Origin of the sequence: Acidovorax sp., from assembly GCF_047607405.1 — a bacterium.
In the GTDB taxonomy this organism is placed as follows: Bacteria; Pseudomonadota; Gammaproteobacteria; order Burkholderiales; family Burkholderiaceae_C; genus Acidovorax.
Genome location: NZ_JASGDA010000041.1, coordinates 1 through 15979, shown reverse-complemented (window position 1 = coordinate 15979; position 15979 = coordinate 1). Strand labels below are relative to the sequence as shown.

The 15979-nt window shown below is 67.4% G+C and carries 16 protein-coding genes and 2 pseudogenes; 13 read left to right on the top strand and 5 right to left on the bottom strand.

The window, feature by feature from the left end:
• Nucleotides 1–7: 7 nt before the first annotated feature.
• Nucleotides 8–889, top strand: coding sequence for a cytochrome c oxidase subunit 3 (locus QM569_RS05355; protein ID WP_414986196.1), 882 nt, complete (start codon nucleotides 8–10; stop codon nucleotides 887–889).
• A 60-nt stretch (nucleotides 890–949) separates the two neighbouring features.
• On the opposite strand, the gene QM569_RS05350 is transcribed toward QM569_RS05355, so the two are convergent.
• Complete coding sequence (locus QM569_RS05350) at nucleotides 950–1174, bottom strand: twin transmembrane helix small protein (protein WP_414986195.1); 225 nt, start codon at nucleotides 1172–1174, stop codon at nucleotides 950–952.
• Nucleotides 1175–1189: 15 nt separating this feature from the next.
• Here QM569_RS05350 and QM569_RS05345 point away from each other — a divergent pair, with 15 nt between their 5' ends.
• The 5 genes from QM569_RS05345 to QM569_RS05325 are packed head-to-tail and all read left to right on the top strand — an operon-like array spanning nucleotide 1190 to nucleotide 5318.
• Complete coding sequence (locus QM569_RS05345) at nucleotides 1190–1963, top strand: SURF1 family protein (protein WP_414986194.1); 774 nt, start codon at nucleotides 1190–1192, stop codon at nucleotides 1961–1963.
• Nucleotides 1905–2660 carry a hypothetical protein gene (locus QM569_RS05340; RefSeq protein ID WP_414986193.1) on the top strand — a complete coding sequence of 252 codons (756 nt, stop codon included), beginning with the start codon at nucleotides 1905–1907 and terminating at the stop codon, nucleotides 2658–2660. Before QM569_RS05345 ends, QM569_RS05340 begins: the two co-directional genes overlap by 59 nt.
• A 2-nt stretch (nucleotides 2661–2662) precedes the next feature.
• Nucleotides 2663–3811 (top strand): COX15/CtaA family protein, encoded by a 1149-nt coding sequence (locus QM569_RS05335; RefSeq protein WP_414986192.1) that lies wholly within the window; start codon nucleotides 2663–2665, stop codon nucleotides 3809–3811.
• Complete coding sequence (gene cyoE / locus QM569_RS05330; RefSeq protein WP_414986191.1) at nucleotides 3808–4701, top strand: heme o synthase; 894 nt, start codon at nucleotides 3808–3810, stop codon at nucleotides 4699–4701. Before QM569_RS05335 ends, cyoE begins: the two co-directional genes overlap by 4 nt.
• Before the next feature lie 2 nt (nucleotides 4702–4703).
• Nucleotides 4704–5318 (top strand): SCO family protein, encoded by a 615-nt coding sequence (locus QM569_RS05325; RefSeq protein ID WP_414986190.1) that lies wholly within the window; start codon nucleotides 4704–4706, stop codon nucleotides 5316–5318.
• A gap of 7 nt (nucleotides 5319–5325) precedes the next feature.
• Here the strand turns inward: QM569_RS05325 and QM569_RS05320 are convergent.
• A pseudogene (locus QM569_RS05320) lies at nucleotides 5326–5436 on the bottom strand (tripartite tricarboxylate transporter substrate binding protein); the annotation flags it as partial.
• Nucleotides 5437–5573: 137 nt separating this feature from the next.
• On the opposite strand from QM569_RS05320, the gene QM569_RS05315 reads away from it, so the two are divergent.
• Nucleotides 5574–6512, top strand: a complete 939-nt coding sequence (locus tag QM569_RS05315) for a DUF2279 domain-containing protein (protein WP_414986189.1) — start codon at nucleotides 5574–5576, stop codon at nucleotides 6510–6512.
• Between the two features lie 69 nt (nucleotides 6513–6581).
• Here the strand turns inward: QM569_RS05315 and QM569_RS05310 are convergent, their stop codons facing one another.
• Entirely contained in the window at nucleotides 6582–7565 is a 984-nt protein-coding gene (locus QM569_RS05310; protein WP_414986188.1) for a Bug family tripartite tricarboxylate transporter substrate binding protein, read from the bottom strand.
• Nucleotides 7566–7637: 72 nt separating this feature from the next.
• Complete coding sequence (rpoH, locus tag QM569_RS05305) at nucleotides 7638–8573, bottom strand: RNA polymerase sigma factor RpoH (protein WP_414986187.1); 936 nt, start codon at nucleotides 8571–8573, stop codon at nucleotides 7638–7640.
• Between the two features lie 261 nt (nucleotides 8574–8834).
• On the opposite strand from rpoH, the gene urtA reads away from it, so the two are divergent.
• From urtA to QM569_RS05275, 6 genes are all read left to right on the top strand, one after another.
• Nucleotides 8835–10097 (top strand): urea ABC transporter substrate-binding protein, encoded by a 1263-nt coding sequence (gene urtA / locus QM569_RS05300; protein WP_414986186.1) that lies wholly within the window; start codon nucleotides 8835–8837, stop codon nucleotides 10095–10097.
• Between the two features lie 50 nt (nucleotides 10098–10147).
• Nucleotides 10148–11716: an urea ABC transporter permease subunit UrtB gene (urtB, locus tag QM569_RS05295; RefSeq protein ID WP_414986185.1), complete on the top strand. Its 1569-nt coding sequence runs from the start codon at nucleotides 10148–10150 to the stop codon at nucleotides 11714–11716.
• A 7-nt stretch (nucleotides 11717–11723) separates the two neighbouring features.
• On the top strand, nucleotides 11724–12839 hold the full coding sequence (urtC, locus tag QM569_RS05290; RefSeq protein WP_414986184.1) for an urea ABC transporter permease subunit UrtC: 1116 nt from the start codon (nucleotides 11724–11726) through the stop codon (nucleotides 12837–12839).
• Complete coding sequence (gene urtD / locus QM569_RS05285; RefSeq protein WP_414986183.1) at nucleotides 12836–13708, top strand: urea ABC transporter ATP-binding protein UrtD; 873 nt, start codon at nucleotides 12836–12838, stop codon at nucleotides 13706–13708. Before urtC ends, urtD begins: the two co-directional genes overlap by 4 nt.
• 54 nt (nucleotides 13709–13762) lie before the next feature.
• Nucleotides 13763–14452 (top strand): urea ABC transporter ATP-binding subunit UrtE, encoded by a 690-nt coding sequence (gene urtE, locus QM569_RS05280; RefSeq protein ID WP_414986182.1) that lies wholly within the window; start codon nucleotides 13763–13765, stop codon nucleotides 14450–14452.
• An 83-nt stretch (nucleotides 14453–14535) separates the two neighbouring features.
• A complete protein-coding gene (locus tag QM569_RS05275; RefSeq protein ID WP_414986181.1) occupies nucleotides 14536–15747 on the top strand; it encodes an MFS transporter in 1212 nt (403 codons plus the stop codon).
• Between the two features lie 4 nt (nucleotides 15748–15751).
• Here QM569_RS05275 and QM569_RS05270 read toward each other — a convergent pair.
• Nucleotides 15752–15979 (bottom strand): annotated as a pseudogene (locus QM569_RS05270) (urease accessory protein UreD); the annotation flags it as partial.

Genomic DNA, 15979 nt, shown 5'->3' with positions numbered 1-15979 from the left:
AGCTGAAATGAGTGCATCTACCCACGGCGGAACCCCCTACTACTACGTGCCAGCCGAGTCGCGCCACCCGGTGATGGCCGCCATCGGCCTGTTCTTCGTCATCCTGGGCGCGGGCCAGTGGATCAATGGCCACGACTGGGGCAAGTACTCCCTGCTGCTCGGCCTGGTGTGGTGGCTGTTCACGCTGTACCAATGGTTCGGAGATGCCATCCGCGAGAGCGAGGGCGGCCTGTACAGCCGCAAGATCGACCTGTCCTACCGCTGGAGCATGAGCTGGTTCATCTTCTCGGAAGTGATGTTCTTCGGCGCCTTCTTCACGGCCCTGTGGTGGGCGCGCGTGCATTCCGTGCCCGCGCTGGGCAGCCTGGACAATGCGCTGCTGTGGCCCGACTTCAAGGCCGTGTGGCCCAGCCTTGCCGCTGGCGCCACCGCCTCGCCCGCGGGCATCGTGGAGCCCTTCCAGACCGTCGGCCCCTTCTGGCTGCCGACCATCAACACGGCGCTGCTGCTGACCTCGGGCGTGACGCTGACCATTGCCCACCATGCGCTGCGCGAGAACCAGCGCGGCAAGACCGTCGCCTTCATGTGGGCCACGGTGCTGCTGGGCTTCATCTTCCTGTGCGTGCAGGGCTATGAGTACTACCACCTGTACACCGACCTGAACCTCAAGCTCAGCTCGGGTGTGTTCGGCTCTACCTTCTTCATGCTGACGGGCTTCCACGGCTTCCACGTGTTCCTGGGCATGTTGATGCTGCTCGTGATCACGCTGCGCCTGCAAAAAGGCCACTTCACCGCCGACAAGCACTTCGGCTTCGAGGGCGCCGCCTGGTACTGGCACTTCGTGGACGTGGTGTGGCTGGGCCTGTACATCCTCGTGTACTGGATGTAAGGCGCACGCGCCTCCGCAAAAAAGCGCCGTAAGGCGCTTTTTTCATGGGTTCAGTCGTCGTCAGCGGGACGCCGGGAGCCCGGTCGGCTGGATGTAACCCAACTGCCACGCCGCCAGGATGCACAGGAACAGCACGACGGACAGCCCCACGCGCAGCGCCAGCGCCCAGGCCATGCGGCTGCCCTTGGCCTTGTCGCCCTCGCCGCCGTTGCGCATCATGAAGAACAGGGCCGATCCCAGGCTGGCGAGAATGGCGAGGAACGCCACCACGATGAGGTATTTCATGGAGCGCATTATCCCGTGACCCCTTCCCGCCCGTCCCTGGGCCTCCGCTTCTGGCTGATCGCGACCGCCGCCGTCGTAGGCATGCTGGTCACGGCCTCGCTGGGGCGCTGGCAGCTGTCGCGCGCCGCGCAGAAAGAGGCGCTGCAGGCCCAGATGGACGAGCGCGGTCGCCTGCCCCCGGTCGATGCCGGGGCGCTGCTCTCCGCCGCCGACCTGCAAGCGCTGCTGCAACGCGCGGTGGTGCTGGAAGGCCGCTGGCTGGCGCAGCACACCGTGTACCTCGACAACCGCCAGATGCAGGGCCGTCCCGGTTTCTTCGTGCTGACACCCCTGCAACTCACGGGCCCGCAGGGCGGTGCGGTGGTGCTGGTGCAGCGCGGCTGGGTGCCGCGCAACTTCCAGGACCGTGCGCAACTGCCGCAGGTACACACGCCGCTCGACGCCGCCGTGCGCGTGCAAGGCCGCGTGGCCGCGTGGCCTTCGCGCCTGTACGAGTTTGCGGGCGCGGGCAGCGCGGCCGAAGGGGCTTCCCGCATCCGGCAAAATCTCGACCTGGCGGCGTTTCGCACCGAAACAGGTCTCGCGCTTGCCAGCTTCACGGTGCTGCAGACGGGCGACGGCGCGGGCGAGGGCCTGTTGCGCGACTGGCCCGTGGCCGCCACGGGTGTCGAAAAGCACTACGGTTACGCATTTCAATGGTTCGGGCTCTGCGGCCTGATTGCACTTCTCTATGTCTGGTTCCAAATCGTCCGACGGTTCATTCGCCCGCGCCGCCAGCCTGCCGCCTGAGCGCTCCGCAGGCCAGCCCCCGGGTTCGCCTCTGGGCCTCACCGTACACACGCTCCCCAAGGCGGGCGAGGCCGTGGCCCTGGCGCAGCGGACGCGCCATGGGCGCTGGAAGATGCTGGGCGTGCTGCTGATCTGCGCGGCCCCGGTCGTCGCCTCGTATTTCACCTACTACGTGATCCGCCCCGAAGGGCGGCGCAACTACGGCGAGCTGATCGACCCGCAGCGCACCGTGCCCGAGCTGACAGGTACAGCGCTTGATGGCACGGCGGTGCCGCTCGCGTCCCTGAAAGGGCAATGGCTGCTCGTCAGCGTCTCCGGCGGCGGCTGCGATGCGGGCTGCCAGAAGCACCTGTACCTGCAGCGGCAACTGCGCGAAAGCCTGGGCAAAGAAAAAGACCGCATGGACTGGGTGTGGCTGGTGGACGATGCCGCCCCGGTCCCGGCGGAACTGGTGCCCGCCTTGCAGAAGGCCACAGTGCTGCGCGTGGACGGCGCCGCGCTGCACGCCTGGCTCGCCCCCGCGCTGGGCCACACGGTGGCCGAGCACCTGTACGTGGTGGACCCCATGGGCAACTGGATGATGCGCTTCCCCGCCGCCATGGACACGGCGGGCGCCGCCAAGGCCAAGCGCGACCTCGATCGCCTGCTGCGCGCCTCGTCCTCCTGGGACGAAGCGGGCCGCCCCGCCAAGCCATGAGCATGGACGCGCAGCCCCTGTACGACCTCGCGCCCCTGGCCCGGCTCATGCTGCTGGGCGTGGTGATCGCTCTCGGCCCATTGGCCTGGGTGGCGCTGCGCAACCGGGGCAGCACCCCGCTGCGCCGCCTGCAGGCGCTGACGGTGCTCACGCTGTTCCTGACCTTCGACCTGGTGCTGTTCGGGGCCTTCACGCGCCTCACGGATTCCGGCCTGGGCTGCCCAGACTGGCCCGGCTGCTACGGCAACGCCAGCCCCGTGGGCGCGCACGGCGAGATCGCCGCCGCCCAGCAGGCCATGCCCACCGGCCCCGTCACCCATGGCAAGGCGTGGGTGGAGATGATCCACCGCTACCTCGCCACCAGTGTGGGCGTGCTCATCATCGTGCTCACCGTCGCGGCCTGGGTGCAGCAGCGCCGGGGCGGCGCGCAGCGGTCTCCGCTCAGCCCCTGGTGGCCCACTTTCACGCTGTTCTGGGTGTGCCTGCAGGGGGCGTTCGGGGCGCTGACCGTGACCATGAAACTGTTCCCCGCCATCGTCACGCTGCACCTCATCGGTGGGCTGGTGCTGCTGGCGCTGCTGTGCGTGCAGGCGGTGCGGCACACCCACGGCGCGCAGGGCGTGGCGCCCACAGCCCTGACGCGCGGGCTGCGCAGGGGCCTCGTCGCCACCGCCATCCTGCTCGCCCTGCAGGTGGTGCTGGGCGGCTGGGTCAGTACCAACTACGCGGTGCTGGCCTGCACCACCTTCCCCACTTGCCAGGGCAGCTGGTGGCCCGCGATGGACTTTGCCCAGGGCTTCCAGGTCTGGCGGCCCCTGGGCTTGCTGCAGGACGGCAGCCACGTCAGCTTTGCGGCTCTGACCGCCATCCACTACGTCCATCGCCTCGCGGCCTATGCCGTGCTGCTGGCGCTGGCCGTGCTCGCCTGGCGGCTGCGGCCCGCATTGCCCGCGCAGGCGCGCTGGCTGGGCTGGCTGGCGCTGCTGCAGTTCGCCACCGGCCTGTCCAACGTGGTGCTGGGCTGGCCGCTGCTGGCCGCCGTGCTGCACACCGGCGGCGCCGCGGCGCTGGTGGTGGTGCTGACCTGGGCGCTGGCGTCCAGCCGCGCGGCCCCTGTTCCCCATCCATTCGCCTCTCGAGTCTTTGCATGACCGCTGCCCTCGTTCCCCCGCCATCGCGCCTGGCGCAGTTCTACGCGCTGACCAAGCCGCGCGTGGTGCAGCTCATCGTGTTCTGCGCGCTCATCGGCATGGTGCTGGCCGTGCCCGGGCTCCCCTCGGCCGCGCAGTGCGGGCAGATGGCGCTGGCCTGCCTGGGCGTGTGGCTGGTGGCGGGGGCCGCTGCCGCCTTCAACTGCATCGTGGAGCAGGGCATCGACGCCAAGATGAAGCGCACCGCCTGGCGCCCCACGGCCAAGGGCGAGCTGTCCAACCGCGAGACGCTGCTGTTCTCCGCCGTGCTGTGTACCGTGGGCTCGGCCCTGCTGTACTTCTGGGTGAACCCGCTGACCATGTGGCTCACCTTCGCCACCTTCGTGGGCTATGCGGTCATCTACACCGTCATCCTGAAGCCGCTCACGCCGCAGAACATCGTGATCGGCGGCGCCTCGGGCGCCATGCCCCCGGTGCTGGGCTGGGCCGCGATGACGGGCGACGTGGGCCCCGAGGCGCTGATCCTGTTCCTCATCATCTTCCTGTGGACGCCGCCGCACTTCTGGGCGCTGGCGCTGTACCGCGTCGAGGACTACCGCAAGTCCGGCCTGCCCATGCTGCCCGTCACGCACGGCAACGAGTTCACGCGGCTGCAGGTGTTCCTGTACACGCTGATCCTGTTCGCGGGCTGCCTCATGCCCTTCATCTATGGCATGAGCTCGTGGATCTACCTGGCTGCCGCCGTGGTGTTGAGCGTGGGCTTCTGCGGCTATGGCTTCGCGCTGTGGCGCAGCTATTCGGACCAGCTTGCGCGCAAGACCTTCCGTTTCTCCCTTATCCACCTGAGCGCGCTGTTCGCCGCCCTGCTGGTGGACCACTACGTGTTGTGACCATGAACAAACGACATGCTCTTAAAGTGATAGCTGCTTGTGCTTATCCCATAAGCGCTGCGAGCCTTTTTGGTGCATGTTCCGACAAGAAGAAGACAGAGTTCCGCGGCATCGACGTGACGGGCGCGGACTATGCGCGCGACTTCCCGCTGACCGACCACAACGGCCAGCCGCGCCACATCCAGGACTTCGCGGGCAAGGTGGTGGTCGTGTTCTTCGGCTACACGCAGTGCCCGGACGTGTGCCCCACCTCGATGCAGGAATTGGCCGAGGCCAAGGCCCTGCTGGGCAAGGATGGCGACCGCCTGCAGGGCATCTTCATCACCGTGGACCCGGAGCGCGACACGCCCGAGGTGCTCAAGGCGTACATGCAGAACTTCGACCCCGGCTTCCTGGCCCTGCGCGGCACGCCCGAGCAACTGGCGACAGTCGCCCGTGACTTCAAGGTCTATTACAAGAAGGTGGACGGCAAGACGCCCACCAGCTACACCATGGACCACTCCGCAGGCAGCTACGTCTATGACCCGGCGGGCCGCCTGCGCATCTACACCCGCTATGGCAGCGGCGCGCAAGCCCTGGCCCAGGACGTGCGCGCGCTGCTGAACGAAGCGGGTTGATTGCTGGTTACTCGACCCTGATCCCGCGCTCGGCAATCACCCGGCCCTCGGCGGACGAGCCCACGGCGTTCCAGCCTTGCTGGAACAGCTTGCCGCGCACTTCCTCGCTGCGCGTGATGACCGCCGACCTGCCTGCGGCTGAGAACGGCATTGTTCAGGGCGGACTCGATAGCCTTGTACCAAGATGGCAGCGCCGCAAACGCTGCTTAGCGGGTACCATGAAAAGATCATTAACACGCTCTAAAAAGAGGTCACATGAAAAGTGCTGTCGTGTTCATACTGCTGGCTGCAGGAGCATTTTCAGGGCAGAAGATGGCCCACGCCCAGGTCGGCCCCGCTAACGGGACGGAGTCAGTCGGCTCGGGCCTGTCCGGCAACACGCCCTATTTTCCGGAAAGAGTGCCCCGGGAGGGGGACTTCAGCTTCCTCGAGAACGCCTCACGTGCGAAGTACGAGACCGCCGCCCTGCTGGCAGGCATCACGCTGCTCGGCGCGAAGAGCTGGAACTGGGGGAGCAGCCACTCGTTCAAGTTCAACTCCGAGGGCTGGTTCGGGCGTGGGACCGGCAGCGGCGGTGCGGACAAGCTCGGGCATGCGTTCAGCAGCTATTCGATCAGCAACCTGTTGACCGATGCGATGTACTTCCGCGGCGGCAGTCGGGAAGACGCGGCTCTCGCAGCCGCCATGATTTCGTTCGGCCTGATGAGTTACGTCGAACTCTTCGACGGCTATTCGGTGGACCATGGATTTTCGAAAGAAGACATGGTGATGAACCTCTCCGGCATCGGGCTTTCCTACCTGCGCAGCGTGGTGCCCGGGTTGAGGGACAAGCTTGACTTCAGGCTGGAGTACCAGAAGTCCTCCAACTCCGACTTTCGTCCGCTCTCGGACTACATGGGGCAGCGCTACGTGTTCAGCCTGAAATTGAGCGGGTTCGACGCCTTCCGCACAGGCCCGCTGCGCTATGTGGAACTGCAGGGCGGCTATTACGCGCGTGGCTTCAAGTCTGCGGACCGCAGCCAGCGGGAGCGCACCACCTTCCTGGGTGTAGGGGTCAACCTGGGCGAATTGATCTTCGGCGGGCGCCCCGCCTCTAGGGATTTGTATTCGATGGATCACCTCGGACGGGCCTTCCTGGAGCACGTGCAGCTACCTTACACCAGCTATCGGGCTATCGAGAGCCATCACCGCTGAGTTGGGCGCCGCAGCCGTCCTGACCAAGACGCCCACCAGCTACACCATGAAATAGCCGCAAACAGGCGCTTATTCCACCTTGATCCCACGCTCGGCAATCACCCGGCCCAAGGCGCGGGTGTCGGCCTTGATGCGGTTGGCGAGGCCCTCGGCGGACGAGCCCACGGTATTCCAGCCCTGCTGGAACAGCTTGCCGCGCACTTCCTCGCTGCGCGTGATGTCGCTGATCAGCGCCGACAGCCTGGCCTGGATGGCGGCGGGCATGCTGGCGGGGGCGGCGAAGGCGTTCCAGATCTCCAGGCTGAAGTCCTGGATGCCCGCTTCGGCCAGGCTGGGCACGTCGGGCGCCAGCGAGCTGCGGCCCGACGAGGTCACGCCGATCATGCGCAGCTTGCCCGCGCGTGCCTGGGCCTGCGCCAGCGCGGGGGGAATCATCGCCATCTGCAACTGGCCGCCCAGCATGGCCGTGGCCACCTGGGGGTAGCCGGGGTAGGGCACGTGTACGGGGTTGATGTGGCTGCGCGCCTTGAGCAGCTCGGTGCCGATGTGGCCCACCGTGCCCACGCCGGGCGTGCCGTAGCTCCACTTGTCGCCCGCCTTGCGCGCGGCCTCGAAGAACTCCTTGGCACTGGCGGTGGCGGGTACGTCCGGCTGGCTCACGGGGGCCGTCAGCACCAGCGGCGAGGTGCCGACGAGACTGAGCGGCGCAAAGTCCTTGAGCGGGTCGAACGGCACGGTCGGGTTCAGCAACTTGGCGATGGTCATGTTGCCGTTGATCATCAGGCCGATGGTGTGGTCGTCCGTGGCCTTGGCGACCGCGTCCGCGCCGATGTTGCCGCCCGCGCCCACCTTGTTCTCCACGATCACCGGCTGGCCCAGGGCCTTGGACAAGGGCTCCGAGAAGGTACGGGCCGTGATGTCCGGCGAAGAGCCGGGCGGGAAGCCCACGATGATTTTCAGGGGCTTGGTGGGCCAGGGCTGGGCGGCAACCCAGGGCGAGGCGGTGGCGGCCAGTGCGGCCAGCAGCGCGGCGCGGCGGGAAAGAGCGTGCATGGAGTCTCCTTGGGGGGTGAATGCAACAAGGCCCCGTTGCGGGGCCTTGTTCGTGGGTCAGCAGGTCGGATATTAAGCGTACTCCGCCAGCGCCTTCTTCATCTTCTTCATCGCGGCCACCTCGATCTGGCGGATGCGCTCGGCGCTCACGCCGTACTCTGCGGCCAGCTCGTGCAGCGTCATGCCGCCCGAGCCGTCGTCGTTGACCTTGAGCCAGCGCTCCTCCACGATGCGGCGGCTGCGCTCGTCCAGGCTCTCCAGCGCGGCGGCGATGCCGTCGGTGGCCAGGGCGTCGCGCTGGCGCGACTCGATCATGGCCGTGGGCTCGTGCGAGGCGTCGGCCAGGTAGGCGATGGGGCCGAACGCCTGGTCGTCGTCATGCGCGGGCGCGGGGTCCAGCAGCACGTCGCCGCCCGCCATGCGCGTTTCCATCTCGATGACTTCCTCGCGCTTGACGTTGAGCTGCGCCGCCACGGCGTCGATCTCGCGGTCGGACAGCGTCTCGCGGTGCGTGTCGGCGTCCAGCGCATCGGCCTTGAAACCCTGCTTAATCGACCGCAGGTTGAAGAACAGCTTGCGCTGGGCCTTGGTGGTGGCCACCTTCACCATGCGCCAGTTCTTCAGGATGTATTCGTGGATCTCGGCCTTGATCCAGTGCATGGCGTAGCTCACCAGGCGCACGCCCTGGTCGGGGTCGAAGCGCTTGACGGCCTTCATCAGGCCCACGTTGCCTTCCTGGATCAGGTCGCCGTGCGGCAGGCCGTAGCCCAGGTACTGGCGCGCGATGGACACCACCAGGCGCAGGTGCGACATCACCAGGCGCCCAGCGGCGTCCACGTCGTTGTGGTCGCGCAGCTGGCGGGCGTAGGTCTGCTCCTCGTCGGGGGTGAGCAGGGGCAGGCGATTGACCGCCGAGATGTAGGCGTCGAGGTTGCCCAGGGGAGGCACGAGCGCCCAGGGGCTGGCGGGGGCCAGCGTCGTGGTCGCGGTTCCAGATTGAAGGTTCATTCCGGGAATCCTTTCCTCTAAGGCGTGAATATTAGCACTCGGTGTGATCGAGTGCTAAAGCCGGAGTTCCCGTGCGGCTGTTCCCATTTTCATGGAGAGTCGGTTTTATGGGTCAAATTGGACTCTAGCGCTTATCCTGAAAGCACAAGCAGCTATTGATTAAGTAGCAAAACAACCACCGCCGTACGCCACCCGGCGTATATCCAGCGCACCCCCGGCTCTCCAGAATCGGCCTCAACCCCAACCCCTGGAGAAGCCCAAATGCAACGTCGCCATTCCCTCAAAGCCCTTGCCGCAGCCGCCGCGCTCGCCGGTCTTTCCGCGCTGCCCGCGCATGCGCAGGACACGATCAAGGTCGGCATCCTGCACAGCCTGTCCGGCACCATGGCCATTTCCGAGACGGTGCTCAAAGACACCGTGCTCATGGCGATTGACGAGATCAACGCCAAGGGTGGCGTGCTGGGCAAGAAGCTCGAACCCGTGGTGGTGGACCCGGCGTCCAACTGGCCGCTGTTCGCCGAAAAGACCAAGCAACTGCTCACGCAGGACAAGGTGGCCGTCATCTTCGGCTGCTGGACCAGCGTGTCGCGCAAGTCGGTGCTGCCCGTGGTCGAGGAGCTGAACGGCCTCTTGTTCTACCCCGTGCAGTACGAGGGCGAGGAACTGTCCAAGAACGTGTTCTACACCGGCGCCGCGCCCAACCAGCAGGCCATTCCCGCCGTGGACTACCTCATGAGCAAGGACGGTGGCGGCGCCAAGCGCTGGGTGCTGCTGGGCACGGACTACGTGTACCCCCGCACCACCAACAAGATCCTGCGCGCCTACCTCAAGAGCAAGGGCGTGAAGGATGCCGACATCGACGAGAAGTACACGCCCTTCGGCCATTCGGACTACCAGACCATCGTGGCGGACATCAAGAAGTTCAGCCAGGGCGGCAAGACGGCCGTGGTCTCCACCATCAACGGCGACTCCAACGTGCCCTTCTACAAGGAGCTGGGCAACGCCGGCCTGAAGGCCAAGGACGTGCCCGTGGTCGCCTTCTCGGTCGGCGAGGAAGAGCTGCGCGGCGTGGACACCAAGCCCCTGGTCGGCCACCTGGCGGCGTGGAACTACTTCCAATCCATCAAGAGCCCCGAGAACACCGCCTTCATCAAGAAGTGGAGCGACTACGCCAAGGCCAAGAACATCGCGAGCCACAAGGACAAGCCGCTCACCAACGACCCCATGGAAGCCACCTACATCGGCATCAACATGTGGAAGCAGGCGGTCGAGAAGGCCAAGAGCACCGACGTGGACAAGGTGATCGCCGCCATGGCGGGCCAGACCTTCAAGGCGCCCAGCGGCATCGTGAGCAAGATGGACGAGAAGAACCACCACCTGCACAAGAGCGTGTTCATCGGCGAGATCAAGGCCGACGGGCAGTTCAACGTGGTGTGGAAGACGCCCGGCCCCGTCAAGGCCAAGCCGTGGTCGCCCTACATCGAGGGCAACGACAAGAAGAAGGACGAGCCTGAAAAGAAGTGATCGAACAGGGAGGGCCAGCCCTCCCTTTTTTTGACTGAACTGTTTGACTTATGTTGCGATGTTTTCTGGCCCTGTGCCTGACCCTGTGGCTCGGTGCCGCGCACGCCCTCACCGCCGCGCAGGCCCTGGCGATGGCCGCGGGCGACACCGACGACCGCGTGGCCGCCGTGCGGCAGGCGGCCATGGAGCCGGGCGAGCGCACGGCGGATTTCCTCAAGGCCCTGCTGGACGATGAAGTCAAGGTGGCGGCGGGCCGCGCCGTCATCGTGCGCAACGGCCAGGGCAGCGATCCCGTAACGGGCGCGAGCGTACACGTGCCGGAGGACGCCGAGGACATCATCAACAACAACCGCATGCGCGGCGAGATCGACACCGCCCTGGCCGCCATGCAGCTTCTGGGCGGCGACGAGCCGCAGCGCCTGGCCGCCGCGCAGGCGCTGATGAAGGAGCCCGACCCCGCCCGCCTGCCCCTGCTGGAAAAGGCGCTGGCGCAAGAGTCCAGCCGCCGCGTCAAGGACCAGATCGCCCTGGCGCTGGCCGCCACGCAGCTCGGCAGCGACGAAGCCGACGCGCGCAAGCGCGCCGCCGAGGCGCTGGCGCACCACCCCACGCCCGACACGCGCCTGCTGCTCAACGAACGCATTGCGACGGAGGAGGATACGGGCGTCAAGGCGCAACTGCAGCGCTCGCTGGCCCAGGTGGACGACAGCCTGGCCTGGGGCGAGCGCCTGGGCGCGGCCTTTACGGGCATCAGCCTGGGCTCCATCCTGCTGCTCGTGGCGCTGGGCCTGGCCATCACCTACGGGCTGATGGGGGTCATCAACATGGCCCACGGCGAGCTGATGATGATCGGCGCCTACGCCACCTACGTGGTGCAGGGCCTGTTCCAGAAATACCTGCCCGGCGCGTTCGACTGGTACCTGGTGGCGGCCGTGCCGCTGGCCTTTGGCGCGTCCGCCGCCGTGGGTGCAGTGCTGGAGCGCGGCGTGCTGCGCTTTCTGTATGGCCGCCCGCTGGAGACACTGCTCGCCACCTGGGGCATCAGCCTGGTGCTGCAGCAACTGGTGCGCAGCGTGTTCGGCGCGCAGAACGTGGGCGTGGAAAACCCCGCGTGGATGAGCGGCGGCGTGCAGGTGCTCTCCAACCTCACGCTGCCGTACAACCGCCTCGTCATCATCGGCTTTGCCGCTGCCGTGCTGCTGGGCATGGGCTACCTGATTGGCCGCACGCGGCTGGGCCTGTTCGTGCGCGGCGTCACGCAGAACCGGCCCATTGCGTCCTGCATGGGCGTGAATACCGCGCGCACCGACACCCTGGCCTTCGCTTTGGGCAGTGGCATCGCCGGGCTGGCGGGCTGCGCCCTGAGCCAGGTGGGCAACGTGGGGCCCGACCTGGGCCAGAGCTACATCGTCGATGCCTTCATGGTCGTGGTGCTCGGCGGCGTGGGGCAGCTCGCGGGCACCGTGTATGCGGCGCTGGGACTGGGCGTGCTCAACAAATTCATCGAGGGCTGGGCGGGCGCGGTGCTCGCCAAGATCGCCGTGCTGGTGTTCATCATCATCTTCATCCAGAAGCGTCCCCAGGGCATCTTCGCGGTGAAAGGCCGCACGGCAGATTGAAACCGCTATGACCACCTCTGCCATTCAACTTCCCGCACCCGCGCCGCTGCTCACGCGCGGCGGCTGGTCCGCCTTCTTCGTCGCGCTCATCGTGGTGTGCGCCATCGCGCCCGTGCTCAACCTGTGGGTGCCGCCGGGCAGCGCCTTCCACCTGTCCGACTACGCCGTGGCCTTGCTCGGCAAGATCATGTGCTACGCCATCTGCGCGCTCGCCATGGACCTGATCTGGGGCTACACCGGCATCCTGAGCCTGGGCCACGGCCTTTTCTTCGCCCTGGGCGGCTACGTGATGGGCATGTACCTCATGCGCCAGATCGGGCGCGACGGCAACTACCAGAGCGACCTGCCGGACTTCATGGTCTTCCTGGACTGGAAGGAGCTGCCCTGGCATTGGGCGCTGTCCGACAGCTTTGCCGCCACGCTGATCCTCATCGTGGCCGTGCCGGGACTGGTGGCCTTCGTGTTCGGCTGGTTCGCGTTCCGCTCGCGCATCAAGGGCGTCTATTTCTCCATCATCACGCAGGCCATGACGTATGCGGCCATGCTGCTGTTCTTCCGCAACGAGACGGGGTTTGGCGGCAACAACGGGTTCACCGACTTCAAGCGCATCCTGGGCACGCCGATCGCCACGCAAAACATGCGCATGCTGCTGTTCGTGCTCACCGGGTGTACGTTGCTCGCGTTCTTTCTGCTCGCGCGCTGGCTGGTGCGCAGCAAATTCGGCCGCGTGCTGCAGGCCGTGCGCGATGCGGAAAGCCGCGTCATGTTCTCGGGCTACGCGCCGCTGCCCTACAAGCTCACCATCTGGACCATCAGCGCCATGATGTGCGGCGTGGCGGGCGCGCTGTACGTGCCGCAGGTCGGCATCATCAACCCCGGCGAGATGAGCCCGGCCAACTCCATCGAGATAGCAGTGTGGGCGGCCGTGGGTGGGCGCGCCACGCTCGTCGGGCCCATCGCTGGCGCGTTCATCGTCAACGGCGCCAAGAGCTGGCTCACGGTCACCGCGCCGGAGTTCTGGCTGTACTTCCTGGGCGCGCTGTTCATCGCCGTCACGCTGTTCCTGCCGGACGGCGTGGTCGGGCTGGTGAAGAAGCTCATGAAGAAGGGGGCCGCGCAATGACGCCCGACCTGATGGAAGAAGGCGCGCAGCGCATCGCCCGCGTGCAGGCGCCCGTGACGGGCCAGACGGAATCGGGCGGCCGGGCGGCGGGCTTTGCGCGCATCGCCACGCCCGGCGCGGTGGACGTGACGCATGGCCGCATCCTGTACCTGGAAGACGTACACGTGAGCTTCGACGGCTTCAAGGCCATCAACGGCCTGAACCTGGACATCGCGCCCGGCGAGCTGCGCTGCATCATCGGCCCCAACGGCGCGGGCAAGACGACGATGATGGACATCATCACCGGCAAGACGCGGCCCGACACAGGCACGGTCTATTTCGGCTCCACCATCGACCTGCTGCGCCACAACGAGCCCGAGATCGCCAGTCTGGGCATAGGCCGCAAGTTCCAGAAGCCCACGGTGTTCGAGCAGCTCACCGTGTTCGAGAACCTCGAACTCGCGCTCAAGACCCACAAGGGCGTGAAGTCCAGCATGTTCTTTCGCCTCGACTCCGCGCAGTCCGACCGCCTGGCCGAGGTGCTGCACACCATCCACCTGGCCGACGGCGTGACACGCCAGGCGGGCAACCTGAGCCATGGGCAGAAGCAGTGGCTGGAGATCGGCATGCTGCTCATGCAGCAGCCGAAGCTGCTGCTGCTCGACGAGCCCGTGGCGGGCATGACCGACGAGGAGACGGCGCGCACGGCCGAGCTGTTCCTCACCCTGAAAGGCAAGCACTCGCTGATGGTGGTGGAGCACGACATGTCCTTCATCCGCACCATCAGCGAGAAGGTGACGGTGCTGTGCGACGGCGCCGTGCTGGCCGAGGGCACACTCGACCAGGTGCAGGCCGACGAGTGCGTGATCGAGGTTTATCTGGGGCGCTGAAACTATAAATTTGATAGCTGCTGGCGCTTGTCCAGCAAGCGCTAGAGGCCAAAAATGCTCAAAGTCCAGAACATCAACCAGTACTACGGCGGCTCCCACATCCTGCGCGACGTGAGCCTGACCGCCGCGCCCGGCCAGGTCACCGTGCTGCTGGGCCGCAACGGCGTGGGCAAGACCACGCTGCTCAAGAGCCTGATGGGCCTGGTGCCCATACGCAGCGGCACCATCACGTTGGACGGCCAGTCCATCGACAAGGCCGCACCCTACGACCGGGCCCGTGCGGGCATCGGCTTCGTGCCGCAGGGGCGCGAGATCTTCGGTCGCCTCACGGTGCAGGAGAACCTGCGCATGGGCCTGGCCTACCGAAGCGGCTCCACGCCCGTGCCGCCGCACCTGTACGAGCTGTTCCCGGTCTTGAAGCAAATGCTGCACCGGCGCGGCGGCGACCTCTCGGGCGGGCAGCAGCAGCAGCTTGCCATCGCCCGCGCCCTGGCGCCCGGCCCGCGCCTGCTGGTGCTCGACGAGCCCACCGAAGGCATACAGCCCAGCATCATCAAGGACATAGGCCGCGTGATCCGCCAACTGGCCGACGGCGGCATGGCCGTGCTGCTGTGCGAGCAGTATTACGACTTCGCCGAGGAACTGGCCGACGAGTACCTGGTGATGGAGCGCGGCGAGGTCATCGCGCGCGGCCCGGGCAGCGAGATGCAGGCCAAGGGCATCCGCCAGCTGGTCGCCATTTGATAGCTGCTTGCGCTTGCCCGATCACTGGCGGGCCGTGCTATGTTCGCTGCGCCGGGGCGTTTCACGCCCCTGTCTTTTTTTCCATGACCGCGCCCCTGTCCTCTGCTTCCACCCCTGCCGCCCCCACCGACGACCGCACGCTGGTGCGCGCCGTGCTCGCGCTGGGCCTGGGCGGCTTTTCCATCGGCACGGGCGAGTTCGTCATCATGGGCCTGCTGCCCGAGGTGGCGCGCGACATCGGCGTGAGCATTCCGCAGGCGGGCCACGTGATCAGCGCCTACGCCCTGGGCGTGGTGGTGGGCGCGCCGGTGCTGGCCGTGCTGTGCGCCCACTGGGGGCGGCGCGCGCTGCTCATGGCACTGATGGCCGTCTATGCGCTGGGCAACTTCGCCTCGGCGCTGGCGCCGGGCTATGCCTCGCTCGCCGCCATGCGGCTGTGTACCGGGCTGCCGCACGGCACCTACTTCGGCGTGGCGGCGCTGGTGGCGGCTGCGCTGGCGCCGCCGGGGCGCCGCGCGCGCGCCGTGGGCTGGGTGATGCTGGGGCTGACCAGCGCCACGCTGGTGGGCGTACCCATTGCCGCCGCCCTGGGCGCGCACTTCGGCTGGCGCGCGGCCTTCGTCTTCGTGGGCCTGATCGCGGTGGCGGCCGTGGCCCTGGTGCGCCAGTGGGTGCCCGACATGCCCGCGCCCCAGGGCGCCAGCCCGCTGCGCGAGCTGGGGGCGCTCGCGCGCAAGCAGGTGTGGTTCACGCTGGGCATCGGCGCCATCGGCTTCGGCGGCATGTTCGCGGTGTTCAGCTACATCAAGCCCACGTTGACCGAGGTGGCGGGCCTGCCGTCCGCGCTGGTGCCCTTCGTGCTGTCGCTGTTCGGCCTGGGCATGGTGGCGGGCAACGTGGTTGGCTCGCGCATGGCCGACCGGGCGCTGATGCCCACGGTGGGCAAGGTGCTGCTGTGGTCCATCGCGGTGATGGTGCTGTTCGTGCCCGCCGCGCGCCACCCCGTCTCGGCCGCTGTGGCCACCTTCGTGCTGGGCACGCTGGTCGCCATCGGCCCGGCGCTGCAGATCCGCTTGATGGACGTGGCGGGCGACGCGCAGACGCTGGCCGCCGCGCTCAACCATTCCGCGTTCAACGCGGCCAACGCGCTGGGCGCGTGGCTGGGCGGCGCGGCCATCGCGGCGGGCTGGGGCTGGACCTCCACCGGCTGGGTGGGCGCGGTGCTGGGGCTGGGCGGCGTCGCCATCTTCGCCTGGGCGCTGGCGAGCGAGCGGGCCAACCAACGCCCGACCTGAACGGCTACATGGCCCAGATGCGCGGTGGCTCGGCCCGCATCTGCCACAGGCTGGCGCGCCACGCGGCCCACACCTGCCGCAGCAGCTGCATGGCGGGCTCCACCTGGGCCGACAGCACGCGCACCACCACCACCTGGGCGTTGGGGCTGGTGGCGCCTGCGGTGGGCCGCAGCGCGTGTGCGTCCAGCAGGGCGCGGGCGGCGTCCAGCGCGGCGTCGCGCCGCGCGCGGTG

Excerpts from the sequence above, each read along its gene's own strand:
- QM569_RS05355 (WP_414986196.1), top strand. The coding sequence starts at position 8 with ATGAGTGCATCTACCCACGGCGGAACCCCCTACTACTACGTGCCAGCC.
- QM569_RS05350 (WP_414986195.1), bottom strand. The coding sequence starts at position 1,174 with ATGAAATACCTCATCGTGGTGGCGTTCCTCGCCATTCTCGCCAGCCTG.
- QM569_RS05340 (WP_414986193.1), top strand. The coding sequence starts at position 1,905 with ATGTCTGGTTCCAAATCGTCCGACGGTTCATTCGCCCGCGCCGCCAGC.
- QM569_RS05335 (WP_414986192.1), top strand. The coding sequence starts at position 2,663 with ATGGACGCGCAGCCCCTGTACGACCTCGCGCCCCTGGCCCGGCTCATG.
- cyoE (WP_414986191.1), top strand. The coding sequence starts at position 3,808 with ATGACCGCTGCCCTCGTTCCCCCGCCATCGCGCCTGGCGCAGTTCTAC.
- QM569_RS05325 (WP_414986190.1), top strand. The coding sequence starts at position 4,704 with ATGAACAAACGACATGCTCTTAAAGTGATAGCTGCTTGTGCTTATCCC.
- QM569_RS05315 (WP_414986189.1), top strand. The coding sequence starts at position 5,574 with ATGAAAAGTGCTGTCGTGTTCATACTGCTGGCTGCAGGAGCATTTTCA.
- QM569_RS05310 (WP_414986188.1), bottom strand. The coding sequence starts at position 7,565 with ATGCACGCTCTTTCCCGCCGCGCCGCGCTGCTGGCCGCACTGGCCGCC.
- rpoH (WP_414986187.1), bottom strand. The coding sequence starts at position 8,573 with ATGAACCTTCAATCTGGAACCGCGACCACGACGCTGGCCCCCGCCAGC.
- urtA (WP_414986186.1), top strand. The coding sequence starts at position 8,835 with ATGCAACGTCGCCATTCCCTCAAAGCCCTTGCCGCAGCCGCCGCGCTC.
- urtB (WP_414986185.1), top strand. The coding sequence starts at position 10,148 with ATGTTGCGATGTTTTCTGGCCCTGTGCCTGACCCTGTGGCTCGGTGCC.
- urtC (WP_414986184.1), top strand. The coding sequence starts at position 11,724 with ATGACCACCTCTGCCATTCAACTTCCCGCACCCGCGCCGCTGCTCACG.
- urtD (WP_414986183.1), top strand. The coding sequence starts at position 12,836 with ATGACGCCCGACCTGATGGAAGAAGGCGCGCAGCGCATCGCCCGCGTG.
- urtE (WP_414986182.1), top strand. The coding sequence starts at position 13,763 with ATGCTCAAAGTCCAGAACATCAACCAGTACTACGGCGGCTCCCACATC.
- QM569_RS05275 (WP_414986181.1), top strand. The coding sequence starts at position 14,536 with ATGACCGCGCCCCTGTCCTCTGCTTCCACCCCTGCCGCCCCCACCGAC.